Source organism: Streptomyces sp. MRC013, assembly GCF_023614235.1.
Taxonomy (GTDB): domain Bacteria; phylum Actinomycetota; class Actinomycetes; order Streptomycetales; family Streptomycetaceae; genus Streptomyces.
The window spans coordinates 3,999,248-4,024,576 of sequence record NZ_CP094264.1 but is presented as its reverse complement, the minus strand read 5'-3'; the positions used below and the strand labels follow the sequence as shown (position 1 = coordinate 4,024,576).

The 25,329-nt window shown below is 73.2% G+C and carries 15 protein-coding genes and 3 pseudogenes; 5 read left to right on the top strand and 13 right to left on the bottom strand.

Features of this window, described 5'->3' with window-relative positions; genetic code table 11:
- Positions 1-30: 30 nt before the first annotated feature.
- From LUW75_RS18275 to LUW75_RS18260, 4 genes are all read right to left on the bottom strand, one after another.
- A complete protein-coding gene (locus tag LUW75_RS18275) occupies positions 31-651 on the bottom strand; it encodes a TetR/AcrR family transcriptional regulator (protein ID WP_250336574.1) in 621 nt (206 codons plus the stop codon).
- Between the two features lie 178 nt (positions 652-829).
- Complete coding sequence (locus LUW75_RS18270; RefSeq protein ID WP_250336573.1) at positions 830-1,693, bottom strand: small ribosomal subunit Rsm22 family protein; 864 nt, start codon at positions 1,691-1,693, stop codon at positions 830-832.
- A gap of 136 nt (positions 1,694-1,829) precedes the next feature.
- A complete protein-coding gene (locus tag LUW75_RS18265) occupies positions 1,830-3,179 on the bottom strand; it encodes a multidrug effflux MFS transporter (protein ID WP_250336572.1) in 1,350 nt (449 codons plus the stop codon).
- A gap of 532 nt (positions 3,180-3,711) precedes the next feature.
- Positions 3,712-5,337, bottom strand: a complete 1,626-nt coding sequence (locus LUW75_RS18260; protein ID WP_250336571.1) for an alkaline phosphatase D family protein — start codon at positions 5,335-5,337, stop codon at positions 3,712-3,714.
- A gap of 395 nt (positions 5,338-5,732) precedes the next feature.
- Here LUW75_RS18260 and LUW75_RS18255 point away from each other — a divergent pair, with 395 nt between their 5' ends.
- From LUW75_RS18255 to LUW75_RS18230, 5 genes and pseudogenes are all read left to right on the top strand, one after another.
- Positions 5,733-6,602: a PhzF family phenazine biosynthesis protein gene (locus tag LUW75_RS18255; protein ID WP_250336570.1), complete on the top strand. Its 870-nt coding sequence runs from the start codon at positions 5,733-5,735 to the stop codon at positions 6,600-6,602.
- A 357-nt stretch (positions 6,603-6,959) separates the two neighbouring features.
- On the top strand, positions 6,960-7,919 hold the full coding sequence (locus LUW75_RS18250) for a hypothetical protein (protein ID WP_250336569.1): 960 nt from the start codon (positions 6,960-6,962) through the stop codon (positions 7,917-7,919).
- Positions 7,920-7,933: 14 nt separating this feature from the next.
- Positions 7,934-8,491, top strand: coding sequence for a peptidase inhibitor family I36 protein (locus LUW75_RS18245; protein ID WP_349816435.1), 558 nt, complete (start codon positions 7,934-7,936; stop codon positions 8,489-8,491).
- Between the two features lie 148 nt (positions 8,492-8,639).
- A pseudogene (locus LUW75_RS24730) lies at positions 8,640-12,529 on the top strand (nSTAND1 domain-containing NTPase); the annotation flags it as partial.
- A 244-nt stretch (positions 12,530-12,773) separates the two neighbouring features.
- A complete protein-coding gene (locus tag LUW75_RS18230; protein WP_250336567.1) occupies positions 12,774-13,577 on the top strand; it encodes an NlpC/P60 family protein in 804 nt (267 codons plus the stop codon).
- A 164-nt stretch (positions 13,578-13,741) separates the two neighbouring features.
- On the opposite strand, the gene LUW75_RS18225 is transcribed toward LUW75_RS18230, so the two are convergent.
- From LUW75_RS18225 to eccCa, 9 genes and pseudogenes are all read right to left on the bottom strand, one after another.
- A complete protein-coding gene (locus LUW75_RS18225) occupies positions 13,742-14,548 on the bottom strand; it encodes a transposase family protein (protein WP_250336566.1) in 807 nt (268 codons plus the stop codon).
- Between the two features lie 115 nt (positions 14,549-14,663).
- Positions 14,664-15,308: pseudogene (locus tag LUW75_RS18220) on the bottom strand (transposase family protein); the annotation flags it as partial.
- Between the two features lie 227 nt (positions 15,309-15,535).
- Positions 15,536-16,066, bottom strand: a complete 531-nt coding sequence (locus tag LUW75_RS18215; protein WP_250336565.1) for a pentapeptide repeat-containing protein — start codon at positions 16,064-16,066, stop codon at positions 15,536-15,538.
- Between the two features lie 91 nt (positions 16,067-16,157).
- Positions 16,158-18,560, bottom strand: a complete 2,403-nt coding sequence (locus tag LUW75_RS18210; protein WP_250336564.1) for a hypothetical protein — start codon at positions 18,558-18,560, stop codon at positions 16,158-16,160.
- Entirely contained in the window at positions 18,557-18,979 is a 423-nt protein-coding gene (locus LUW75_RS18205; RefSeq protein WP_250336563.1) for a DUF6507 family protein, read from the bottom strand. Before LUW75_RS18205 ends, LUW75_RS18210 begins: the two co-directional genes overlap by 4 nt.
- A gap of 50 nt (positions 18,980-19,029) precedes the next feature.
- Complete coding sequence (locus tag LUW75_RS18200) at positions 19,030-19,341, bottom strand: pore-forming ESAT-6 family protein (RefSeq protein ID WP_250336562.1); 312 nt, start codon at positions 19,339-19,341, stop codon at positions 19,030-19,032.
- 40 nt (positions 19,342-19,381) lie between these two features.
- Positions 19,382-19,717, bottom strand: coding sequence for a hypothetical protein (locus LUW75_RS18195; protein ID WP_250336561.1), 336 nt, complete (start codon positions 19,715-19,717; stop codon positions 19,382-19,384).
- A gap of 119 nt (positions 19,718-19,836) precedes the next feature.
- Positions 19,837-21,267 (bottom strand): DUF6177 family protein, encoded by a 1,431-nt coding sequence (locus LUW75_RS18190; RefSeq protein WP_250336560.1) that lies wholly within the window; start codon positions 21,265-21,267, stop codon positions 19,837-19,839.
- Between the two features lie 60 nt (positions 21,268-21,327).
- Positions 21,328-25,305, bottom strand: a pseudogene (eccCa, locus tag LUW75_RS18185) (type VII secretion protein EccCa).
- Positions 25,306-25,329 lie beyond the last annotated feature (24 nt).

The following is a 25,329-nucleotide window of genomic DNA, read 5'->3' as shown; positions in this document are numbered from 1 at the left end:
GTTCGCCGTGAGGAGGTCCACGCGCCGGGTTCAGCGGGGGGTGATGCCGTGGAGGGCGTACTCGACGAGTTCGTCGGCGTAGGCGTGGGTGAGCGGGCGGGTGCGGAGCAGCCAGCGGTGGGTGAGCGGGCCGACGAACAGCTCCAGGGCGATGCGGAGGTCGATCTCCGGACGCACCTGGCCGGCCTCGCGGGCGGCGGTGAGCCGTTCCGCGTACAGCCGGAGCTGGGGTTCCAGGAGCCGCTCGACGAATCGGGCGCCGAGCTCAGGGTCGACGACGCCCGCGGCGGTGAGGGCCCGGGTGGGGGCCTCGAAGCGGGGGTCGCCGAGCTCGTCGACGGTGGCGCGCAGCACGGCCTTCAGGTCGGCGGCGAGGTCCCCGGTGTCGGGGAGCCCGCCGGCCCCTTCCGCGCCGGCCCCGCCCGTCAGGTCGAGGAAGGCGTCGAGGAGGACGGCGGCCTTCGAGGGCCACCAGCGGTAGATGGTCTGCTTGCCGACGCCGGCCCGGGCGGCGATGCCCTCGACCGTGGTCCGGGCGTAGCCCGCCTCGCCGACGAGGGCGAGGGCGGCGTCGAAGACGGCACGCCGGGAGCGCTGGCTGCGGCGCGAGGCGTCGGGCGCGCGGGGGGCCGTCGGCTCGGGTTCGGGCACGGCGGTCAATCTACCAGGGAGGCGAGCCGGTACGTCTCGTCTCGGAGTGCCCGGTGCCGGGCGTCCCGGCGCCGGCCGCCCGTGGAGCCGAAGGGGGCGCGGCCCCCGGAAGGCGGGCCCGGGCGCGGTCGGCCTCCCGCGTACGGCGCGTAGGGCACCGGGAGGCGGGAGGCGGGTTTCAGGTGGCGGGCTCCCAGGGGTCGCCCCACTCGGCGTCGCGGGCCTCCTTGTACAGGGCGCCGTGCCGCTTGGCGACCGTGTCGCGGCGCAGTCCGTCCTCCGCGGTGCACAGGTCGAGCAGGACCTGCCCCTTGCGGATCTGCGGCCTGCGCGTCACCCGGGCCGCGGCCGGCTCCGCGGGGAAGCGGACCGCCGCGACGTACGAGAACTTCTCGTCCTCGTAGGCGAGGGAGCCGCCCTTCACCCGCCGGTGCAGCGACGAACGGCTGACCCGCGCCGAGAAGTGGCACCAGTCGGCGCCCGGTGCTATCGGGCAGGCGGCGTTGTGCGGGCAGGGCGCGGCGACCCGCAGGCCCGCCCCGACCAGCCGGTCGCGGGCGGCGATGATCCGCTCGTACCCGTCGGGGGTGCCCGGTTCGACGACCAGTACCGCCCGGGCGGCGCGGGCCGCCTCGTCGACGAGCGCGTCCCGGTCGGCCCCGGTCAGCTCCTTCAGCACGTACGAGACGGTGACGAGGTCGACCGGGTCGAGCCGCAGCGCCCCGCCGATGCGCGCCCGGCGCCACTCGGCCGCGCGCAGGCCCGGCGCCCCGGAGGCGGCGGCCAGCTCCCGGCCGAGGGCGAGGGCGGGCTCGGCCCAGTCGAGGACGGTGGTGCGGGGCGCCTCGCCGCCGGGCTCCTGCCACGCCTCGGCGACCGCCCAGCTCGCCGCCCCGGTGCCGCCGCCGACGTCGGTGTGGGTGGCGGGCCGCCACGCGGGCGCGGCGTCGCGCAGGGCGGCCAGCGCGGACCGCACCGCCTCGAAGGTGGCGGGCATGCGGTACGCGGCGTACGCGGCGACGTCCGCGCGGTCCCGCAGCACGGGCGCGTCGGTGGGGGTGGTGCCGCGGTAGCTGGCGATGAGCCGGTCGACGGCCTGCGCCGCCCTGGTGGGCGGCAGCCCGTCGAGCAGCCCGGCGAGGGCGGCGCGCAGGGCGTCCGGGGTCGGGGGGTGGCGTTCACCGGCCCATGGTAGGCGGGTCGGCCGGGGCGGCGGTCCGCTGCCGGGGGCGGCACAGTCCGAGGAAGCAGCCGGTCGCGGCGAGCACGCACACGAGCTGGACGACGGCCATCGGCACGGCGGTGTGCTCCCCGGCGATGCCGACGAGCGGGGAGGCGACCGCGCCGACGAGGAACGCGGAGGCGCCCAGCAGCGCGGAGGCGGAGCCGGCGGCGTGCGGGGCGCGCATCAGCGCCTGCGCGTTGGTGTTCGGCATCACGAGGCCCATCGCGGACATCAGGACGAACAGTCCGACGGCGACCGGGAGGAGCCCGACCCGCCCGAAGAGGCCGCTGGTCATCACCAGCAGCGCGGCGGCGGCCGCGGTGATCCCGGCGAGGCCGGCGGCGAGGGCCTTGTCGAGGCTGACGCGGCCGACGAGCAGCTTGCCGTTGATCTGGCCGACGACGACGAGGCCGACCGAGTTGATCCCGAAGAGGAGGCCGAACGTCTGCGGCGACGCCCCGTGGATCTCCTGGACGACGAACGGGGAGGCGCTGATGTAGGCGAAGAGGGCGGCGAAGGCGAACCCGCCGCAGAGCATGTAGCCGGTGAACACCCGGTCGGCGAGCAGCCCGCGCATGGTGCGCAGGGCGGAGCCGACGCCGCCGCCGTGCCGCCGGGCGGGCGGCAGCGTCTCGTGGAGCCACCTCCACACGACGAGCGTGAGCAGCGCGCCGACCGCGGTGAGCACGTGGAAGACGCCCCGCCAGTCCGTCACGCGGAGGAGCTGCCCGCCGACGAGCGGCGCGACGACGGGGGCCACGCCGGATATCAGCATGAGGGTGGAGAAGAACCGGGCCATCTCCACCCCGTCGTACAGGTCGCGGACGACGGCGCGGGCGATGACGATGCCCGCCGCGCCCGCGAGGCCCTGGAGCAGCCGGAACGCGACGAGCAGCGCGGCGTTCGGCGCGAGGGCGCAGGCGGCGGTGGCCAGGACGTACACGGCCATCCCGGCGAGGAGGGGGCGGCGGCGCCCCCATCGGTCGCTCATCGGGCCGACCGCGAGCTGGCCGACCGCCATGCCGGCGAGGCAGGCGGTGAGGGTGAGCTGGACGGTGGCGGCCGGGGCGTTCAAGGCTCCGGTGACCTGCGGGAGGGCCGGGAGGTACAGGTCCATGGAGAGCGGCGGCAGCGCGGTCAGCCCGCCGAGGACGAGGGTGACCAGGAGGCCGGCCGCGGCGCGCGGGGGTACGGGGGGCGGGGCGGCGGAGGCCCCGTTCGGTGCGGCGGGACCCCCGGTGCGGGCGGTCGGTACCGGTCCACGGGGGGTGCGTCTCCGCGTGCTCGGGCCGCTCTCCTGCATCTCGTCTCCTGTTCCTGGGGGGCTCCCATCCTCTCAGCCCGCCCGAAGTGATTTAAACATCAACCGAAGGGCGGAGGGTGGGGCGGTCACCGGCTCCGGACGGCCGGGGCGGCGCGCCGCCCTCGGGGCGGCGGGAAGGGCGGGCGGACCGGGAGGACCACCGGTGCCGGGCCGCGGAGGCGGCGTGCCGCCCCCGGTACGGCCGGGCGGCAGACGGCGAGGAGACCGGACGGCCGGGCCGCCGGACGACCCGGACGGCGGGACGGCCGGACGGCCCGGAAGGCGGACGGCCGGAAGGCGGACGGCCGGACGGCCCGGACGGCGGGACGGCGGAGAGCAGGCGGCCCGGACGGCGGGACGGGTGGCGGGTGGCGGCGCGGCGGCGCGGCGGCGCGGCGGCGCGGCGGCGCGGCGGCGCGGCGGCGCGGCGGCGCGGCGGATGGCGCCGCCGGGGTTCCGCACCGCCCCGGCGTGGGCGCCCCGGCGCGGTGCGGAACCCCGGCGGACGCCCGAGTCGTCTCCGGGGCGGCCGCTACGCGGGCCGCAGTCCCGGCGCGCCCGCCTCCGTGACGAACGAGGCGGCCGTGGCGACGGGCGCCCCCGGCGTGGTGACCGCGGCCACCGTCCGGTAGTCGGCGCGGGCCTGCCGCTCGTCGAAGGTGACGCGGAGGTAGCCGCGCCGCCCGTTGTAGTACTTCATGTGCGGGTTGGCGGAGGTCAGGTCGGTCCAGTTGGCGGGCCGGTCGGCGCCGTCCTTGCCGCTGCTGACGGAGGTGGCGACCAGCTCGGTGCCGACGGTGCGCGAGGCGGGGTCGTCGAAGTCGGCCTTCAGGTCGAGGGCGTACCCGACGTGGACGTCGCCGGTGAGCACCACCAGGTTCTCGACCCCGGCGGACCGGGCCCCGTCGAGGAAGCGGGCGCGGGCGGCGGGGTAGCCGTCCCAGGCGTCCATGGAGACCTTGAAGTCCGGGCCGGGGACGTTGCGCCGCCGGGCGAGGACGACCTGCTGCGGGACGACGTTCCACAGGGCGTCCGAGGCGCGCCAGCCGTCGACGAGCCAGCGCTCCTGCTCCGCGCCGAGCATGGTGCGCGACGGGTCCTCCGAATCCGGGCCGGGCACCCGCCAGCCGTCGCCGTACGCCTGGTCGGAGCGGTACTGGCGGGTGTCGAGCACGTCGAACTGGGCGAGCCGCCCGAACCGCAGCCGCCGGTACACCCGCATGTCGGGGCCGGTGGGCCGCTGGGGCGGCCGCAGCGGCTGGTTCTCCCAGTACGCGCGGTACGCGGCGGCGCGGCGCAGCAGGAACTCCTCGGGCGGCACGTCGTTCTCCGGGGTGCCGCCGGCGTAGTTGTTCTCCGTCTCGTGGTCGTCCCAGGTGACGACGAACGGGTGCGCGGCGTGGGCGGCCCGCAGGTCCGGGTCGGTCTTGTAGAGCGCGTACCGGAGGCGGTAGTCCTCCAGCGTGACCGTCTCGCGGTTGAAGTGGGCGGGCAGGCGGCGGTCGGTGTAGGCGCGGGCCCCGCCGGTGGCGTTGACGGCGTACTCGTACAGGTAGTCGCCGAGGTGGACGACGGCGGCCAGGTCCGGCTCGTCGGCGAGGTGGCGGTAGGCGGTGAAGTAGCCGTCGTGGTACGCCTGGCAGGACACCGCGGCGACGCGCAGCGCGGCCGGGCGGGAGCCGGGGTGCGGGGCGGTGCGGGTGCGGCCGGCGGGGCTGGTCCAGGTGCCGGTGCGGAAGCGGTAGTGGTAGACGCGGCCCGGCTGGAGGTGGCCGACCTCGACGTGCACGGTGTGGTCGAACTCCGGGTGGGCGGTGGTGCGGCCGCGCCGGACGACGCGGCGGAACCGCTCGTCGTGGGCGACCTCCCAGTGCACGGGGACGCGCGCCGCGGGCAGGCCGCCGCCGGGCTCGTACGGGCGCGGCGCGAGGCGGGTCCACAGCAGGACGGACGTGGGGTGCGGGTCGCCCGAGGCCACGCCCAGGGTGAACGGGTCGTCGGCGACGCGGCGTTCGTCGAGTTCGGCGGCCTGGGCGGCGCCCGCGGCCGGGATGCCGACGGCGAAGGCGAGCGCGGCGGCGGCGCCCGTACCGGTGAGGAAGCCCCGTCTTCCGAAGTGGCGGGCGGCTGCGCGGAGTTCGGTGGTGTCGGACGTCATGGGCCGAGTACACCGGCGTGGACTGTCCGGGACACGACATCCACGTGGCGGCCGTGTGAGGTCCGGGTGCCGGGCCGTCCCGTACGCCGCGCGGCCGGTGACCCGCCGCCCGGAGGAGGGCGTCCCCCCGGCAGGCGGCGCCCCCGCCCCGGACCCGGCGACGGGCCCGGCGGACCCGGTGCGCACGGCGGACCCGGCGGACGGTGCGCACGGCGGTGCCGGGGCGGACACCCCGTTCGCGACGGTGGCGGTGGCGGTGGCGGGCACGCCGTGCCCGGCGCGGGGCCGGCGCCGTGCCGGCCGCCGGGAACAGGCGGTGCGACGGACGCGTGGGACCGCGCGACCGGGCGGGCCGCAGGGGAACAAGCGGCGGAGCGGGGCGGTTCGTGAGGACCATGACGAACACCGAGGGCACCCCCGAGATCCTCCGCTACACCGCGTTCTCCGCCGACCCGGAGGGCGGCAACCCGGCCGGCGTCGTCCTGGACGCGTCCGGGCTGGACCGCGCCGGCATGCTGGCGGTCGCGGCGGAGGTCGGCTACAGCGAGAGCGTCTTCCTGACGGCACCGCCGGAGGGCCTGGGCGAGCCGGGGCGGGCGTTCACCGTGCGCTACTTCAGCCCCCTGGCGGAGGTCCCGTTCTGCGGGCACGCCACGATCGCGGCGGCCGTCGCGCTGGGCGAGCGCATCGGCCCGGGCGACCTGCTGTTCGCGACGCGGGCCGGCGAGGTCCCCGTCTCCGTGACCGTGCCGGACGGGTCGCCGCGCGCGACGCTGACCAGCGTGGAACCGTACGTCGCCGGGGCCGCCGCCGAGGACGTGGCGGAGGCGCTGGCCGCGCTGGACTGGCCGGCGGGCGACCTGGACCCGGCCCTGCCGCCGCGCATCGCGTTCGCGGGCGCCCGGCACCTGGTGCTGGCGGCGGCGTCGCGGGAGCGGCTGGCGGACCTGCGGTACGACTTCGAGCGGCTGAAGGCCCTGATGCTGCGGCTGGACCTGACGACCGTCCAGCTCGTGTGGCGCGCGTCGGACGCGGTGTTCCACGTCCGGAACCCGTTCCCGGTGGGCGGGGTGGTGGAGGACCCGGCGACGGGCGCGGCGGCGGCCGCGTTCGGCGCGTACGCCCGCGCCCTGGGCCTGGTCCCGGAGGCGTCGGTGCTCACCCTCCACCAGGGCGAGGACCTGGGCCGCCCGGCGGAGCTGACCGTCGAGCTGCGCGCCGGCGACCCCCGCGTACGGGTCTCGGGGACGGGCGCGCGGATGTAGGGCCGCCGCACCGTCCTCCCGGCGGCGCGGGCGTCCGGACGGGGGGTCTCCCGCCGGTCGCGCGGCGGCCCGCGCACGCGGCCCCGGTGGCCGGACCGGGCACCGGCCCGCACCGCCCGGTGCTCCCGCACCGGGTGGTCCCCGTGTGTCCCACGGCTTCACCGCTGTCGCCCTCTGCCCGGTTTCCCCCGGTCACCCCGGGTTTCCCGATCGCCGCTCCAGCGGGCAACGGGAAACCCGTGGCTCCCGGTCCGGAAGTGCGGTCACTCTGGATTCGTCGGCGACGGCGGTCCGAGCCGTCGGCGCCCGGGGGAACGGCACCGCGACCGGTGCCACGGGGTCGAGCGGGGGAGGGGCATGAGACGCGGACTGGTGTCACTGTGCGCGGTCCTGGCCGTCGTGACGGCCGGGGCCACCGGGTGCGCCCCCACCGGGGGGGCCGGTGCGGGCGGGTCGTCCGGTCCCGGCACCGCACCCGCCGGCACCGCACCCGCCGGCGGCGCCCGCCTCCAGCCGCTGACGTGGCGGCAGGAACTGCGCGTCACGGACGCCCTGCAGCGGCTGACGGGGCAGTGCATGAACCGCCGGGGCTTCGCGTACCCCGAGGAGCGCGCCCTGTCGCTGGAGGAGAGCCGTCCGGTTCCCTTCGTCCAGGACGACGTCGAGTGGGCCCGGACGCACGGCTACGGCGGGCTGATCGCCCTGAAGGGCGAGCGCGCCCGCAAGGCCCATCCCGTCGGCGCCTACCGCCGGAGCCTCCCCCCTCCGCGGCGTGCCGCCTTCGACGTCGCTCTCGACGGCGGCGGGGACGCCCGGCTGCTGAGGGCGCCGCTGCCGGCCGGCGGTGAGATCCGCAAACGCCTCGGCGGCTGTACGGAGGAGGCCGAGCGCGCGCTCTACGGCGACCCGGCCGAGTGGTTCCGCACGAGCAAGGTCGCCATGGGGGTCGGCTCCCTCTACCGCGACCGCCTGATGCGTGATCCCCAGCTCACCGCCGCGCTGAAGGCGTGGTCCCGGTGCATGGAACGGGCCGGCCACCCCTACAGGAACCCCCAGGCGGCCCGCGACGCCGCGAGGGCCGCCACCACCCGTCCGGGCGCAGGCCGCGTCGACGAGGCGTTCGCCGCCGAGCGGCGGACGGCGGTCGCGGACGCGGCCTGCGCCCGCCGGACGTCGCTGCGGGCCGTGGTCACGGCCCGGGAGGCGTTCCACCGGGACCGCCTGCGCGACCGGTTCGGCGGGGACCTCGACACCCACCGGTCCCTCGGACAGCGGGCCTACGACCGGGCGGTGCGCGTCGTCCCGGAGCGGGACTGACCACCCGGCGCTCCGTGACGCGCCCCGCCCACCGCCGACGGCGTGCCGCCCCGGCACCCGTCACGCACTACCAGCACCACCAGCACCACCGGAACCACTCCATCACCATGAAGGGATTCACCATGCGCAAGTTCGCCGCGACGGTGGCCGTCCTGGGCCTCAGCGCCCTGGGCGTCGCCGTCCCCGCCACCACCGCCCAGGCCACCGGCAGCTCCACCGCAAGCGCGCTCTGCGACAGCAAGTGGGGCCCGCGCAACGGCAACATGTACGCCTGGGAGCACATCAACTGCGACGGCGCGCAGCTGATCGTCACCTCGGGCAACAGCAGCTGGTGGGGCGGCTCCCAGGACCGGGCCTCCTCCGTGATGAACCGCGGCTACACCGGCAACCTGGAGGTCGTGAAGTTCTACGAGCACGCCAACCACGGCGGTGGCCACGCCTGCCTCCTGCCGGGCGAGCTCTACGCCGACAACCTCACCGACAACCGACTCAGCAACGGGGTCGGCGCCAACGACACCATCTCCTCGCACAAGTGGGTCAACCGCGCGGAGTGCGCCACGCTGCTGACCTGATCCGCACCGGCCCGAACGCCCGGAACCGCCACGCGGCCCCGGGCGTTCGTGTTCACGCCACACCGGCGGAAACCTTTGCTCACCCCCCGTACCCCGGCACTAGCCTGGGCGCCGCCTGCTCGACGGCCTCATTGCCAGGGGGAACGCCTTGAGTGACCAGCAGCCAGGACTCACCGCGGACCAGCGGGACCGCACCGGCCGCACCGCCCACGCGGACCGGGAACCACCGGGCCCCCGGTCGTTCGCCGGGGAGCTGCGACGGCTCAGGCGGGAGGGCGGTCTGTCGCTCATCGACCTGGCCCGGCGCACCCACTACAGCAAGGGGTACCTCAGCAAGATCGAGACCGGCGCCAAGCGGCCCACCGCGGACGTCGCCCGGCTCTGCGACGAGGTGCTGCGCGCCGACGGCCGCCTGCTGGGGCTCCTGGCGCGCCCTGCGCCCCCCGGCCACGGGGCGGATGCCCCGGCCGGTCCGCCGGGGGGACGGCGGGACGCCGGCTGCCCCTACCGCGGCCCGCTGCCGTTCACCCCGCGGGACGCGAAGTGGTTCTTCGGCCGGGAACGCGCGACGGCCGCACTGGTCGAGCGGGTCTTCGAACGGATCGGCAGCGGCCCCGTGGTGCTCGTCGCCCCCTCCGGGGCGGGCAAGTCGTCCCTGCTCAACGCGGGACTCGTCCCGGCCCTGGCGCGCGGGGACCTGCCGGTGGCGGGCGCCGGGCGCTGGCCGGTCGTCACCCTCACGCCCGCCTCCCGTCCCCTGGACGAGCTGCTGGAGCGCACCGCGAAGATCCTCGGCGGCGGTCTCGGCGTCACCGCGGAGGAGGTGCGGGACGACCCCGTGGCGCTGCTCGCCGCCGTGGCCGCCCGGTCGGACGCCGCGGCCCCCGCCGACGGCGGACCGCTCCCGCCGTCGCGCCCGGTGCTGATCGTCGACCAGTTCGAGGAGTTGTTCACCGACTGCCCCGACGAGGAGGAGCGGCGGGCCTTCGTCCGGGTCCTCGCCACCCTGGCCGGCCCCGCCCCGGCACCGGGCGCGCCCGAGCCCGCCGTGGTGGTGCTCGGCGTCCGCGCCGACTTCACCGGCGACTGCCTGCGCATCCCCGAACTGGCCGACGCCTTCGCCGACGGCCCGTTCGTCCTCCCGCCGATGTCGGTGGCGGAGCTGCGGGAGTCGGTCACGCGCCCCGCGGAACTCGCCGGGGTCACCCTGGAGTCCGGCCTCGTACCGCTGGTGCTGCGGGACGCCGGTCCGGGCGGGGTGCCGGCCGCGACCGCCCACGCCGCCCCGCACCGCGCCGGGGAGGACTCCGAGGGGGCGTCCGACTTCGCGCTCCCGCTGATCTCGCACGCCCTGCTCGCCACGTGGGAGCGGAGGCGGGGGTCCGCCCTGACCGTCGACGGGTACGAGCGGGCCGGCGGCATCCGGGGGCGGTCACCCGGACCGCCGAGACCGTGTTCACCGGACTCCACCCGGCCGAGCAGAGGACCATCCGGCGCGTCCTGACGCGTCTGGTCCACCTCGCCGACGGCGCCGGCGCGACACGGCGCCGGATGAGCCGGACCGCCCTCCTGGAGCAGTTCGCCGACGCGGACGGCGCCGCCACGGCGCTCGACGCCTTCGTGCGGGCCCGGTTGGTCACCGTGGACAGCGACACCGTCCGGATCACCCACGAGGCCCTGTTGCACGCCTGGCCGCGGCTGCGGGACTGGCTCCGCGCCGACCGGGCCGAACTCCTGGCCCACCAGCGGCTGTCCCACGCGGCGGACGAGTGGGAGCGGGAGGGCCGCGACCCGTCCGCCCTCTACCGGGGCGCCCGGCTGGACGGCGTGCGGGCCTGGCTGGACGACCCCGAGGGCAGGCGCCGGCTGAGCCCGTGCGAGGAGGCCTTCCTGCGGGCCAGTCTGGGGGAGGAGGGCCGCCTGCGGGCCCTGGAGAGGCGGCACGTGCGGTTGCGGCGGTCCCTGTGCGCCGCCCTCTGCCTGCTGCTGGCGTTCGCGGTGACCGCCGGAGCCCTCGCGTACCAGCAGCGCGGGGCCGCCCTCGACCAGGAGCGCGTCGCCCGTTCGCGGGCGCTCGCCGCCCGGTCCGCGTACCTCGCCGGCGGCCGGCCCGAGGCGTCGATGGTGCTCGCCGAGGAGGCGTACCGCCTCGCGGCGACCGCCGAGGCGCGCGGAGCACTGCTCAGCACCCAGTCCCAGCCGTTCTCCGCGCGGCTGGGCGGCCACACGGGCCCGGTCAACGCCGTGGCCTTCGCACCGGACGGGCTCTCCCTGGCGACGGCCGGTTCCGACGGCAGGGTGGTCCTGCGCCGGACGGGCGACCACCGCACGGCCGCCGTGTTCGCCGTCCCCGGCCGCGTGCGCTCGGTCGCCTTCTCCCCCGACGGCCGGGTGCTCGCGGCCACCTCGACGGGCGGTCCGGTGCACCTGTGGCCCGTCTCCGGCCGCGGTACGCGGACGGTCCTGCCGGGCGGCACGAGGGGGGCCCGCGCGGTGGCGTTCGACCCGCGCGGGCACCGGCTCGCCGTCGCCGCCGCGGACGGGACCGTCCAGGTGTGGGACCCCGCGCGCCCGCACCGGCCCGTCGTCTCCCTCATCGGCCACACCGGGAACGTCAACGCCCTGGCGTACTCCCCCGACGGCCGGACCCTGGTCTCGGCCGGCGCCGACCGGACCGTGCGGCTGTGGGACCCCGACCGCGCGCGCCCGCCGGTGGTGCTGAGGGGGCACGCGGACGAGGTGCTCAGCGCGGCGGTCTCGCCGAACGGGCGCCAGATCGCCTCCGGCAGCGTCGACCGGACCGTACGGCTCTGGAACGTGCCGGGGCGCCGGCTGACGGCGACGCTCACCGGGAGCAGCGACGACGTCAACGCGGTCGCCTACCTGCCCGGCGGCTCCACGGTCGTCAGCGGCAGCGGCGACGGCACCACCCGGCTCTGGGACGTGCGCCGCGGCACGTCGACGACGACCCTGGCCGGGCACACGGACTACGTCCTCGGCGTGGCCGTGAACGCCACCGGGACGACGCTGGCCACCGCCGGGTTCGACCAGTCGGTGGTGGTGTGGGACCTCGGCGGGCCGGTGCTGTCGGCCCGTCCGTTCACGGAGGTCTTGATGACCGCCTACAGCCCCGACGGGAGGCTGCTCGCCACCGCCAACGCCGACCGCACCGTACGGCTGTGGGACGTGGCCCGCCGCCGGCAGGTGGCGGCCCTGGCCGGTCACGACGAGACGGTGTTCTCGGTGGCCTTCGCACCCGACGGGCGCGTGCTGGCCTCGGCGGGCTCCGACGGGAGCGTACGCCTGTGGGACGTGCCGCGGCGACGGCTCATCAAGACCCTCACCGGCCACACGGGCGAAGTGTTCTCGGTGGCGTTCGCACCCGACGGTCGGGTGCTCGCGTCGGGCGGCGCCGACCGGACGGTACGCCTGTGGGACGTGCCGCGGCGACGGCTCGTCACGACCCTCACCGGCCACGCGGACTACGTCAACCGCGTCGTGTTCGGCCCGGACGGCCGGACGCTGGTGAGCGCCGGCGACGACCTGACGGTCCGGCTGTGGGACGTCGCGGGACGCCGCCCGGCGGCCGTCCTCACCGGCCACACCGGCGCGGTGCGCGGCCTGGCCCTCAGCTCCGACGGCCGCACCCTCGCCAGCAGCGGCAACGACGGCTCGGTCCGGCTGTGGGACGTCCCCGGGCGACGGCTCGACACGGTCCTGACCGGCCACACGGGCGCCGCGCGCGGCCTCGCGTTCTCCCCCGACGGGAGGCTGCTCGCCAGCAGCGGCAACGACCGTACGGTACGGCTGTGGGACCTGTCCGGGCGACGGCACTGGGCGACCCTGACCGGCCACGCCGACGCGGTGCGGGGCGTCGCCTTCGCGCCGGACGGCCGGAGCCTGGCCAGCAGCGGCACCGACGGCACCGTGCGGCTGTGGGACCTGGACCCCGCGGTGAGACTGACCCGGATCTGCCTCCTGCGCGAACGGGCCCCCGCGAGCGGCCGGCCCCTGGCGTCCGGAACCCCCCCGGCCGCGGGGGACCCCCTGCGGGCAGGCCTGAGAAACGCCGCGGCGCCTCGGCCGTACGGGGTTTCCCGGAGGGTTTCCCGTCGCCCGTCCGGAAGGGCGACGGGGACGCGCTCGACGGGTCGGGCACCGGTCGGCATGCTGCTGCCCGACCACCCACTTCCGACGGAAGGGCCCCATGTCCCGGCGGAGCAGCCTCATCCGCGCGTTCCTCGCGTTACCCGCTCTTCTCCTCCTGGCGTCGGCACCGGCCGTGGCGCAGGCGCCCGCGGACGGCCGCACCGGCGCGACGGCCGTCGGGGGCGACTGCCGCCCCCTGGCGCCGGGCGCGTCGGCGGAGGCCGAACAGGCCGTCGCCGCCGCCTGCACCCAGGTCGCCGCCGGCCTCTGGTACACCTGGGGCGGCGGCCACGGCCCGCAGCCGGGCCCCACGTACGGCCGGGTCGACCCGACCGACCCGGCCAGTGAACACGACCCCGAGCGCCTCGGGTTCGACTGCTCCGGCCTGGTCCGGTACGCCTACGCCGAGGCCGCCGGCGCGGACATCCTCGACGGCGTCGCCAGCCGGCAGTTCTACACCCACCGCGCCGCCGAGCGGTTCACCGCCGCCCAGGGCCTCGCGCCGCTCCTCCCCGGCGACCTGCTGGCGTGGGGAACCTCGCAGGACCTCCACCACATCGCCATCTACCTGGGTGACGGGAAGATGGTCGAGGCCCGGCAGTCCGGGACCCGGCTGATGGTCAGCGACGTGCGTCTGGGCGGCGACTACTTCGGTGCCCTCCGCGTCAACACCGGCGCGGTGACCGGTCACGTCCACCAGACCTGGGGCACCGGCGTCTGGACGAAGGCCGAGCCGTCCACCCGGGCCGCACGCGTGTACGCCTTCCCGTACTCGACGACCGTCCGCGTCCAGTGCCAGAAGCACGCGGAGGAGGTCACCTCCGACGGGTACACCAACGACGCCTGGTCGTACCTGCCCGACTACCGGGCCTGGGTGACGAACATCTACATCAAGGGCCCGGCCTGGCTGGACGGGGTTCCCACCTGCACGTTCTGACCGGCCCGGCTCCCGAAGCGGCCCCGGTGCGCGGCCGAACGGCGCCCCCGCGCCGGGGCCGGTGACGCGCGCGGGGCCGCGGGCGCCGGCCCCTGACCGCTCCGTACCGGCGGTCGCGGACCGGCCGCCGGCCCCGGCGGCCAGTGACGTTTTCTCAGCGGTTGTCACTTCCATGAGTTGTTGAGGACGAGTGCGGCTTGGGCGATGCGTCCGATCCGGCTGGGGCTGAGCGTGACGTGCTGCAGCGCGCGCCAGCGCTGCTTGAGTTCAGCGGCGGCCCGTTCGCCCAGGGCCCGGATGCCGCGCAGGAGCCGGTTGTGGGCGCGGTTGTCCGGCGCGAGCGGGGAAGCGATGTCGGGGTGCGGACGGAACGGGGTGTGGATGCCCTTGCCGGCGCCGGTGTAGCCGACGTCGGCCAGCGTCGGCAGACCGGCGCGGGCCGCCGCGTACAAGGCGGGCAGGGCATGGATGCGGGCGGCACGCAGGCCGTGGACGGATCCGGGTTCGACGTCGGAGACCCACAGCGGGGTGCCGTCGGGTGCGGCCACGAACTGGATGTTCCCGGCGAAGTGCCGAGCCTTGCCGGAGTACCACAGGTCGTTGCCCTTCTCGGTAGTCCCGGCGACACGGTCGCAGGAGATCAGGGTGCCGTCCAGCACCACGTGGCTCATCTGCCGCGCGCGGCAGCGGTCCAGCACCTCATGCAGCTCGGGGGCCTGGTCGGCCAGGACGTCGATTGCCTCGTGGAGGTAGCGGTAGCCGGTGGCCTGCGAGATTCCCGCATCGCGGGCCAGGCAGTGCACGCAGCCGGCCTCGCGGAACCAGCGCAGCACGAAGACGGCCTGCCGGAACGGGCTCAACGCCCGGGAGCCCTTCGGGGTGCCGATCCGGCGGCGGTGGCCGGCCAGCAGCCGGGCCACGTATTCCACCACGTGGCGCGGGACGTCGAGCATGGCAACATAGGTGACCAACGTGAAGCCTCTGGTGCAACGGACGATCTTGTGGTGAGAACCGTCCTACCAAAGGCTTCACGTCTGTCCGCACCCGGGCCACCGCTGTCCGACCCAACCCTTAACGCCCTGATCAACCCACTTCCCGAAGATTATTTCGCTGAGAAAACGTCACTGAGCCTTTTCCAGCCTGTTTCTTGAGTGCCGCAGTTGGGCTGACGCGGACCGTGCCGCCGGCACCTTGGTATCCCTTGTCGGCCCAGCACGGGATCCCGGCCTCGGCCAGGGCGTCGACGATGCCGTGTTCGCGGGCCGCGCGAACGTCGTGGACGGCGCCGGGCAGGGCTGGTGAGGCCCACAGCAGCTGGCCGAAGGGGTCGGCGATGACCTGCACGTTCATCCCGTGTCTCTTGTGCTTGCCGGAGTAGAACGGCTGGTCCGCGGCGATGCGGTCGATCGGCAGGAGCGTGCCGTCCAGGATCAGGTACGCCTTCGCCGACGCGGTGCGGACCGCGTCGGTCAGGCCGGGGGCGAGAGCGGCCAGGAGGTCGACCGCTTCGGTGACATAGCGGTAGGCCGTCGTGGTGCCGATGCCGAATCCGGCGGCGAGCTGGGCGTAGGTGTGTCCCATCCGCAGATGAGCGAGGGTGAGCAGGGCCTGGCGGCCGGCGCTCAGGCGCCGCCAACGGGAGCCGATCGTGCGGCGGTGGCGCCGCAGCTGCTGCGTGAGGAAGCGGAGGGCGGAGCTGGACACGTCGACGCCCGACGGGTAGACAAGCACGTGAAGCCTCTGGCGGAGACGGTTCTCTTGGTCGAAAACCCATCTACCAGGGGCTTCACCACATTGTCAGCCCAACCGCCCGACTTCAGACACAGGCTGGAAAAGGCTCACCGTCAACGATTCTAAACTCAAAGCGTTCCGGATCAATACCACAAGCCTCATCCAAGCGACCATAAACCTGCATCTGGATAGATCAGACCGATCACAGAAAGACTCAGTAGTGATTATCACGCTTTCCGCCGGTGAATGACGGTAACCGCTCCCCCTTTTTCGCGAATCCACCGCTCGAGGCCAGCGCCGCCGATCTCTCTGACCCCTTCACCGGTCGAGACTTCAATCGGACCGAAAAGTGACCCCGAGAAACCCTGCAGAATTGTACTTTCATCCAGTCTGACCCTAAATGAGTTCTCCATCACCCTTGCGCCGGTCAGGTCTGCTCCACACAGGTTGACATCCAGCAGTGAGGCTCCCATGAGCTGCGCACCACGAAAACTTGCCGCCGATGCATCGACACCATAGAGAGAAGCTTTGACGAAATCTGCGCCATCAAGAATCGCCGCCTTCATTACGGCGTCGTCAAGGTTAGATCGCACGAACGAAGCGCCAGTCAGGTCAGCTCCAGAAAGATTGCACCCTTGCATGTCCGCACGATAGAAATCCGTCTCCCTCAGCACAACCCCCGCCAACATGGCGTCACTGAACCAAGACTCAGAGAAGTCGCCACCAGTGAGGTCGGCGCCCCTGAAATCGAGACCCACTGCGTCAAGGCTACCTTTACCCTCCTTTAGCCATTCCTGCAGCCGTCGAGCGGCAGTATGGTCGGTTGGGTATGCCTGCGGTGTCCAGTCTCTACGGGTACCAAATGACATTGTCTTCCCAGCCGTTCTTTTCGACGATGGACCTGATGTCATCAATCGCCGTCTGGTTGGCATTACGCACGTCGAGGATAACAGTGCGCTCCTTGTCGACGATCTGTTCCGCGAGCTTCTTGACCCACCTGCCGTTGTTGGCGGGATCGTATGCCCCTCTAAAGGGCTGCGACTTGTCTCGTACGTTGTTAAAGGGTGGCCAGTTCGAGTGGACGCCCTTGATGTCGTAGTATCTGCCTGTGCTCGGTGAGTAGAACTCACCTCGGTCTGCCTCGGTGGGACGTTGGATATCTTCGGGCAGCCGTCCCTGCTCGCGAAGGTCCAGCCCCACCCTCGCCTCATCCTTCGACGGCTCTGAAATTCCGCCGTTCTTGTCAGGATCCCGTTGTAGGTGGTCGAAGTCCCCGGGACTCCGCCGCTCCACCTCGTCAAGATGCTGCCAGTGATCAGCGCGCTCCTGCGGCGAAAGTTCTGGAAGTGGTTTGTTCACCCGGTCCGAAGGGTCGGCCCACAACGGCTGACCGCTGTTGACTCCGGCTTCCCCTCTGCCGCTCGCGAAGCCCTCCGGACGCTCAGCTACCTGGGGCTGTCCCTGATGGGGCACCGTGTCAGCGGTGCCGCCACCTGGCTGGGGGGTGTCTTGACCGTTCGATGTCCCACCTCCGGTACCACCGGCAGAAGCACCGTTGCCAAGTGTGTTGTTGCCCGTACCGCCACCCGAAGGGTTGCTGTCCGCACTGTTGTGGGGAAGGTTGTCCGGGGCGCTGCCGCCCGGGGTGGTGTCCGGGTGGAAGGGCGAGGTGCCGTTCGCGGGATGGAGTGGGTCGGAAGTGTCGGAGCCGAGGCGGTTGCGGTCATCGCCGCGGCCGCCCACGCCGGCCGGCTCGCGCTCCGGCACCTTCGCTGTGGCCGGGGCGTCCGTCTTCGGAGCGTCGACGCGGGGACTGTCCGCGCCCGCGGTCGGCTTGCCGTCGGGAGCGTCCTCGGCCCGCTGGATGAGCGCGCCGTCGGCGTCGTAGATGTGGCCCGCGGGGTCCATGAAGCGGGCAGGGCCGTCCACGGGCAGTTTGACCGTGCCCGGCGGGAACGCGACGGTGCCTTCGGGGAGTCTGACGGTGCCGTTCGGGAGCCTGAGCGCGCCTTCCGGGACGGGCGCGCCCGACGGGAAGCGGACTGTTCCGTCAGGCAGGACCCGCGATCCGTCCGGTAGGGCGACGGCACCGTCCACCTGGATCTTCGGAATTTCAATCTTGCCGAGGTCCTTGAGGCCCGTCATGACATCGCCGACCTTCGTCAGCCCCGCGCCCGCTCCCTTGGCGAGGTAGGTCGCCGGATCGAGGGCACCGCCGACCTTGCCCGCCGTGGAGAGCGCCTTGGCGATGGCTCCCGCCTTGCCCGCGCCTGCCGCCGCGCCACCGGCACCACCGGTGAAGACGGTGGTCAGGACGTTGAAGGAAACCTCACCCGCCGCCCTGGAGGGGTTGGAGTCCCATTTATCCCACGCGACGAGCGCCTTGCCGGTCTCCGTGACAGCGGTGCGCGCCTTGCGGAGTTCCGGGGGCAACTGTTCCGGGGGAGTCTCCCACAGGTACTTGCGGGTGATCGGCGTCATCGAGAGCGTCAGGCCCGCCCCCAGCGCCGCCAAGCCGCTCCATGCTTCGCCGGCCGCGTCCCAGCCGTCGAAGCCGACCAGGGTACCGATGCCGGTGATGGTGCCCCACACACCGTCGACAAAGAAACCCTTACCGAACTCCCAGGTGTGCTCCCACACCTGCCAGCCCGGAATCGACTCGTCGACGACGTCGCCCCAGGGCAGGCTCTCTGCCTGCTTGAGAGCCCCGGCGTCGTAGCCGTACATGCCCGGTTTGCCGGAACCGTCGTCGACCTTCAACGCCGTTCCGCCCACAAGAGCGACGATCTTGGCATGGCAGGACCGCTCCGCCTCCTGGAACCGAGCCCAGACCTCGGCGATCCTGTCGCGCCGCTCGTTGTTCTCGTCGACGAGGTCGCCGTCCTCGCGCCACTCGTCGTCACCCGAGATCCGGGAGCGGAAGGCGGTCGCGTCCGCCTTAAGCGACTCCAACTCCTTCACCAGAGGGCGGATCTCGTCGGCGTACGTGCCCAGCGCCCCCGCGATGACGCACATCTCGGAGTTGAGCTGGAGGGCTTTCTCCACCACCGGCCTGGTCGTGGCGAACAACTGGTCCGCCTCAGGCGCCTGGTAGAAGGCGCGCAGTCCGCCGAAGGTGCCGTGGACGTCCCCGGCCGCCGTGGCGACCTTCACGCCGTCGCCGCCGAGCGCCTTCACCTTCGCTTCGAGGACCGCCACATCACCGGTGAAGACGGGTATCTCCGCCGGATCGACCGGCTGGTTGTCGCTCACTTCTCCCCCCCGACGCCCTTCAGGAGATCAAGCCGTACGGAACGTGCCGCGGCCTGCGCCTCCCTGGCCGTCTCCAGGTCGCCCTCGACGTACGCCTGCGTGGCCTTGGCGGCTCCCAGCAGGGCGGCCTGGACCCGGTTCGCCATCGACGCGAAGTCCTTGCCGCGTGCCTGGAGGTACTCGGCGAGCGCAGCGGCGACCGGGCCTGTCGCCTTGACCGTGACGGAGGGCCCCGAGGCCCAGGGTCCGGGGACCTTCGCCTCGGACACCGACCCGGGCACGGCCGTGCCCGCCGCCTCTCCGGCCGCCTGCACATCGCCGACCAACGCCCTGAGCGCCGCCTCCAGGTTCCCGGCCTGTGTGCTCGTCGCCTGCAACTGTCCCCGGACACCTTGTGGCTTGATGTCCCACCACGTCATGAAGAGCCCCCGCTTCCCCCGCGTACCGGCCACTCCGCCCGTGCCAGCGGTCAGCCGATGCCGTCGACCGCGGCTTTGGCCCGCGCGAGCGTCTGCTGAGCCGTCGCGTCGTTCCTCTCCAGCGTCGTCCTCAGCAGGCGGATGATGGCCTTGACTTCTTGTGAGGCGCTGTTCCAGCGCAGTTCCTTGCCGTGGTACTCGTCGGCCACGCCGTCGGCCTGGAAGTCCTTCATCGCGGCCTTCACCTGGGCGTCGCGATCGGTGATCACCTGTTCCAGACGGGCGATCACCGCCTTGAGGTTGGCCTGTACCTCGGTGGAGGCGGCCAGGTCGTACGAGCGGCGGCCGTTGTCGGTTGCCATCAGAAATCCACTCCCCGTGAGGTGCGTTGCGGTGGACCGGTCAGCGGCGGCCGGAGAATCGGGCCGCGTCGAAGTTGGCTGCCGCCATCTGCGTGCGGGCGTTCCCACCCTGCTCCTGGTCGCCGGAGCCGAATGCCGTCTCCATGCCGGACTGCCCGCCCAGGATCGCTCGGAGCGACGCGTTCAGTTCCGCAGTGATTTCGTCCGACCTTGACTTGAACAGGTCGAACGCCGCCTTGCCCTGGCCGTTGAACTTCCCCTCCAACGGCTGCGCCGCCTGGATGAGCTGCCGGATCAGCAACCCGAGGTCGTTCGTCGACAGATTCGACTGCTGTATCAGCGTCGTCAGAACCTGCGCCCCCATGTCGAACTTCATGTGACTCCCCCTCGGTCAAGTGCGTTCGCATGCTCGCCCATCTGTATCAACTGCCACGTCGCGAGTGCAATCCAACAACTGGTCCTCGAAAGGAGTGACTTCGCGCGAAGCGGTCGTTGTCAGGCACCCCGCAGATGCCTCATCAACGACTCGAAGTCCTTCCAGCCGGACAAATCGGATGGGTCGCCGGGTAGCGCGTAGTACAGCGCCGGGCGGGCCTTCGGTCCAAGGGCCACCGGCGGCTGCGCCAGCGGTGTGCGGCGGGCGCGGTCCTCCGGCATGCCGTGGACCTCCTCCGCACCCAGGACGAAGGCCAGCGGCACGCCTGGTCCTTCGAAGCGCGGCGGTACGGCCAGGTCCCGACGCGCCTTGCGGATCTGCACGAGCATGGACTGGAGACGGTGCAGGGTCGCGAGGTTCTCGGCAGCAGAGCGCACGGCGTCCACGGGCGGCTCCTCCCCGCTCCCATAGCCGAACGCCAGGGTGACCTCCTCCTCGACACCCGCCTCCGTACGGCGAACCCGGACCGTGGCGACGCCCGGCCTGTCCCTGCCGCCGACCACCACGAACCAGGTCGAGAGAGGCGCCCGTTCCCGTGCCACCTGGGTCATCTGCCGTGGCGACCAGGGCAGGTTGGCAGGCTCGGCCGTACCCCACCCGGCCGGGGGCGTGCCGGTGAGTTCGCGCCAGACGGCCTCCAGCCCGCGGCCCAGCACCAGTCGTTCGTCGGCGGGGTGCACCGAGCGGAACGTGACCGCGAGCTGCCGCTCACCGGTCTCGGTCACCTCCTGGTAGGTGGCGGCCACCGGGGTGCCCGCCCCGCCCTTTGCCGTTCCGGTGCCGTCGGCCGCCGTTTCGACGGGCGCGAACACGCCGTTCTGCCAGCGCAGTACCGCCCCCGTCAAACCGTCGTAATAGCCGTCACGCTCGTCCTGCACGACCCACCGCGACGGCCGGCCGCCGAGGCTGTCCCGCACCGCGGGGGAGAGCGTGGTGCCGGCCGGGCTGACGATCTGAAGCCCGATCCCCGCCTCGGCGGCTGCCCGGAACGCGTCGGAGAGCCAGGCCGTCATGGCGACGACCGGGCGGTCCTGGATCACGACGGCGGCCCTGTCGGTGAGGACGTCGACGGCGGGCTGGGCCGCGGCCGGTTCGGGTGCCACGCCGACGCCGTCCATGCGGACAGCGCTCAGCGACTGTGCCGCCTCCGGTGGCCAGACCGATCCGCCGGCAAGCGCGACCAGCCGGGCCGCGAGCGTGCCCGCGAGCCGTTCGGCGTCCGGGACCCCGGTCGTGGCGCGGGCTTCCGTCCACCAGAACGGCACGCGCGGTGGCTCCGCTCCCAGCAGCCGTTCGGCCTCGCCCTCCACCTGGACGAGCAGCGGTGCCTCCACAGAGACCAGCGGCCGGCCCGCCTCGTCGCACAACTGCAGGACAGCTCCTTCACCGGTCCTGCCCAACAGTAGGTCGGGGCCGCCGGAGAGCAGCCCCGCGAGCAGGGCCGCGGCGTCCGGCATGCGGTGGGTGAGAGCGACGACGTCCTTGGTCATGAAGTCTGCGGGTCCTTCGTTGCTTCGTGGTGGAAGTGCGGCGCCACGCTCGTACGGGGATCACCCGGCGCGGTACACCGTCTGGATAAGGCAGTTCGGCCTGCCTCTGCGGACGAGGACACCACGGCCCGGCGGTTGCGGCGAGGCGTACACGCCCGGGAAGAGCTGGCCTTCGCCGCGGTCGCCCGTCATGACCAGGGCCGAGGAGCCCGACTCACGCAGCGCCTGCACCAGCGGCTCGTACATGGCCCGCGACGCACCGGCGACGCGGTGGGTCAGGACGAAGTGCAGCCCGATGTCGACCGCCGAGGGGATGTACGGCAGGAACGGAGCCATAGGTGACTGTCCGGCGGTCGTCAGCACGTCGTAGTCGTCGACGAGAACGACGATGCGCGGGCCACTCCCCCAGCTGCCCGGCTCCAGGTCCTCGAGTGATGCCTGGCCGTCGGGGAGCCGTTTCTCCAGTTCGGTCGCGATCCCGGCGGACAACCCCGCGCAGAGTTTGGCGTTGTAGGCGTATCCACCCAGGTACTTCTCGGGGATCACGCCGCGCAGACCGCGTCGCGGGTCCATGACGGCGAAGACGAGCTCGTCCTCGCCGTAGCGCTCGATGAGGCCGGCCGCGACCGTCTTCAGGAGGTTCGTCTTGCCGCATTCGCTGTCACCCAGGACGAGCAGGTGCTGGTCGTGGTGGAACAGGTCGAGCAGCGCGGGTTCGAGCGCCGTCTGGTCCAGGCCGAGCGGGACACGGCGCGGTTCGGCCGCCGGGCCCGGCACCACGTGCGGCTCCAGCAGGTGCGGCAGCACCCGTACGGGCTGGGCGACCTCCCCGCTCCAGGTGGCGCGGATCGTGCGCGCCACGCGTTCCAGTACTGGGGCGAGTCCGGACGCCTCGGCGCGCCCGTCCGTCCGGGGCAGGGCGACCTGGGCGAACAGCTTGCCGTCGGTGAGTGCCCGACCGGGCTCGTCGGGCGACAGGGTCTCGGCGAGTTTGCGGTCGATGCTCGACTCCGTGGGGTCGTTGAGCCGCAACTCGACGCGTGTGCCGAAATTCGACTGGACGGCGATGCGGACGTCGTTCCAGCGGAGCATTCCGGCGACGACGTGGATGCCGTATCCGCTGCCCCGCTTGAGGATGTCGGAGACGGCGTCGTCGAGCTCCTCGAAGTCGTCGCGCAGCGCGCCGAAGCCGTCGACGACGAGCACGATCTCCGCGGACGCCAGTTCCGGGAGAGCGCCTGCCGCGTGCAGGGTGCGCAGTTGCTCGACGGAGTCGATGCCGTGGGCGCGGAAGAGTTCCTCCCGGAGCGCCAGCATGGTCCGCACCTCCTCGACGGTACGGGTGGCCCGCTCGCGGTCGGCGCGGGAGGCGACCCCGCCGACGTGTGGCAGCCCGGACAGCGCCTGAAGTCCGCCGCCGACCAGGTCAAGGGCGTATACGCCAACCTCCTGCGGAGTGTGTGTCAGCGCGAGGGAGAGTACGAGGGTCCGCAGCAGCGTCGTCTTGCCGGACTGGGGGCCGCCGATGAACGCGGCGTGCCCACCTGCCAGGGTCAGGTCGAGGAACCATGGCCCCTGCCACTGCCTGGCGGGGTCGTCCAGCAGGCCGAGGGGGGATTTGCAGGGGTCCGCGCCGTTGGGACAGCTGCGTGCCGCGCCGTCCCACCTCCAGCGGCCCGGCGACCCGGTCGAGCGGGGCCGCGGCCGGCAGAGGCGGAAGCCAGATCCGGCGTACCGGGCTGACGGGGGCGTGCTGAAGCTGTTCGACCATGACCCCCATCTCGGTGGGGCCGGTCTCACGACGGCGCAGGACCGGCTCCTGGATCTTCGCGCCGTCCGGTCCGGCGTGGTTGTTGTACGCCTTGTACTCCAGGACGAGGGGCCTCGCCTCGTCTTCGTCCTCGCGCCGTACGGGGCCGCGGTAGGGACCGGAGACGTAGCTCGCCTTGAACCGCTCGTAGTGGCTGGTGTCGACTTTGAGGTAGCCGAAGCCGGGCAGCGGAGGCAGGTGGAAGGCGTCCGGGGTCTCCAGGACCGTACGGGACTCGTCGGCGGAGAAGGTGCGCAGGCCCAGCCGGTAGGACAGGTAGGTGTCCAAGCCTCGCAGCTTGCCGCCCTCGATGCGCTGGCTGGAGAGCAGCAGGTGTACGCCGATGGAGCGACCTATGCGGCCGATCGAGAGGAACAGGTCGATGAAGTCGGGCTTGGCGGTAAGGAGTTCCCCGAACTCGTCGATGACGACGAACAGATGCGGGAGGGGCTCCAGATCTGGGCGCTTCTCGGCGCGCAGGACCGCGTAGTCGCCGATGTCCGCGATGTTCCCGGCGTCCTTGAGGACCTGCTGACGGCGCTTGACCTCGCCCGCGAGGGAGGCGTGGACACGTTCGACGAGGCCCGCCTGGTTCTCCAGGTTGGTGATGACGCCGGCGACGTGCGGAAGGGGCGCGAACGGCGCGAAGGTCGCTCCCCCTTGTAGTCGACCAGTACCAGGGCCAGGTCGTCCGGCGGGTGGGTGGCCACCAGGGCCAGGACGAGCGTGCGCAGCAGCTCCGACTTGCCGGACCCGGTGGCGCCGACGCACAGTCCGTGCGGCCCCATCCCGAGCTCGGACGACTCCTTGAGGTCGAGGAGTACCGGTTCGCGCGAGTCGTTGACGCCGATGGGCACGCGCAGGAAGGCACGCTCGCCGCGCGGCGCCCACAACCGGTCCAGGTCGACGTGGGCGACGTCCTCGACGCCGAGAAGGTCCGCGAAGTCGACCGGTCCGGACAGTGGTGCGTCGGCCGTCGATTCGGCGGAGAGCCGCAGCGGTGCGAGCATGCGGGCCAGGCCTTCGGCGAACGGCAGCGCGACATCGTCCGCGGTGCCGTGCGCGTGGACGGGTTCGGTCGCGCGGAGGTCCTCGACGACGATCCGTTCGCCGTTCACCGTGACACGGACCGCGACATGGCCGGGCTCCTGGACACGCTGCTCCAGCAGGTGGAGCACGGTGACGCCCATGGCGGGCAGCCCGACGGCCTCGTCCGGAACCGGCAGATCCACGGCGTCCTCGCCATGGCCGTCGCTGACCACCAGCAACCTGGACGTCATGGACAAAGCGTCTTCACCGGGCAGTCCACGCCGGATCTCGGCGGCGTACGAGGCACGACGCCGCAGGTCGTGCCCCAGCACGCGGGTGAGCTGAAGCATGGACGGAGCCATGCGACGGGCGGCGACGGGACCGTTGAGCTGCCCACCATCCAGCAGGTGCGGCAGCCACTTGGCCCAGTCCCAGTCGGCGAGGCGGTCTCCCGGAGCGGCGATCGCCACCGCCACGTCGTCCGGGGCGTGCAGGGCGGCCGTCTGGACCAGCAGGGCGCGCGCCACCCGCAGGCAGTCCTCACGCGCGCCGATGACGCTGACGTTGCCGACCCGGTCCAGGGGCACGGTGAGGGGCAGTTCGTACCCGGTGCGGAAGCGGGACGCCAACGCCGACGCCTCGTTGAGCATGAACTGATCGGGCGGGGTCAGGACGGTCGAGCCCTGCTGTGCGACCGTCAGGTCGCGGACCGGCGTCTCACCGGTGCCGACCCGCACTTGGAGGAAGTCACCGTCGAGGCGGCGCCGCTCCCACAGGCGGGCGGGGTCCCGAACGATGTCGTACAAGGCGTTCGGCGGCGGGTTCAGTACATCGGCCGACTCCCGCCAGCCCCGTTCTTCGGCAGCCAACTCCTCGCGCAGATCCTCCAGGTAGGCCAGGTACGCCTCTCTCTGGGCGCGGCGTGTCCGCTGGGCCTTGCCGCGCTGCGAGAAGACCAGGACGAGCGAGCCGAGGATGGTCACGACCAGGATGATCGCCCCAAGCAGGGCGAACTGGCTGTTCCGCACCACAGTCATCATCACGACGGACGACAGGACGCCGGCGACCGGCAGCAGCGACATCGCCACGTTGCCCGCCTTGCCTTCGGGAAGGTTCGGCGGGGCCTCGATGACGCGTGCCTCGGATTCGGCCGGCGGGCGGGTCGTCCTCGCCGGGCGGTGGATCAGTCGGGTGCTCATGGGCCGCTCGTGTGGGGTCAGTAG

Coding starts and splice junctions, on each gene's coding strand:
- LUW75_RS18195 (WP_250336561.1), bottom strand. CDS start 19,717: ATGAAGTTCGACATGGGGGCGCAGGTTCTGACGACGCTGATACAGCAG.
- LUW75_RS18265 (WP_250336572.1), bottom strand. CDS start 3,179: ATGCAGGAGAGCGGCCCGAGCACGCGGAGACGCACCCCCCGTGGACCG.
- LUW75_RS18255 (WP_250336570.1), top strand. CDS start 5,733: ATGACGAACACCGAGGGCACCCCCGAGATCCTCCGCTACACCGCGTTC.
- LUW75_RS18260 (WP_250336571.1), bottom strand. CDS start 5,337: ATGACGTCCGACACCACCGAACTCCGCGCAGCCGCCCGCCACTTCGGA.
- LUW75_RS18205 (WP_250336563.1), bottom strand. CDS start 18,979: ATGACGTGGTGGGACATCAAGCCACAAGGTGTCCGGGGACAGTTGCAG.
- LUW75_RS18190 (WP_250336560.1), bottom strand. CDS start 21,267: ATGACCAAGGACGTCGTCGCTCTCACCCACCGCATGCCGGACGCCGCG.
- LUW75_RS18200 (WP_250336562.1), bottom strand. CDS start 19,341: ATGGCAACCGACAACGGCCGCCGCTCGTACGACCTGGCCGCCTCCACC.
- LUW75_RS18250 (WP_250336569.1), top strand. CDS start 6,960: ATGAGACGCGGACTGGTGTCACTGTGCGCGGTCCTGGCCGTCGTGACG.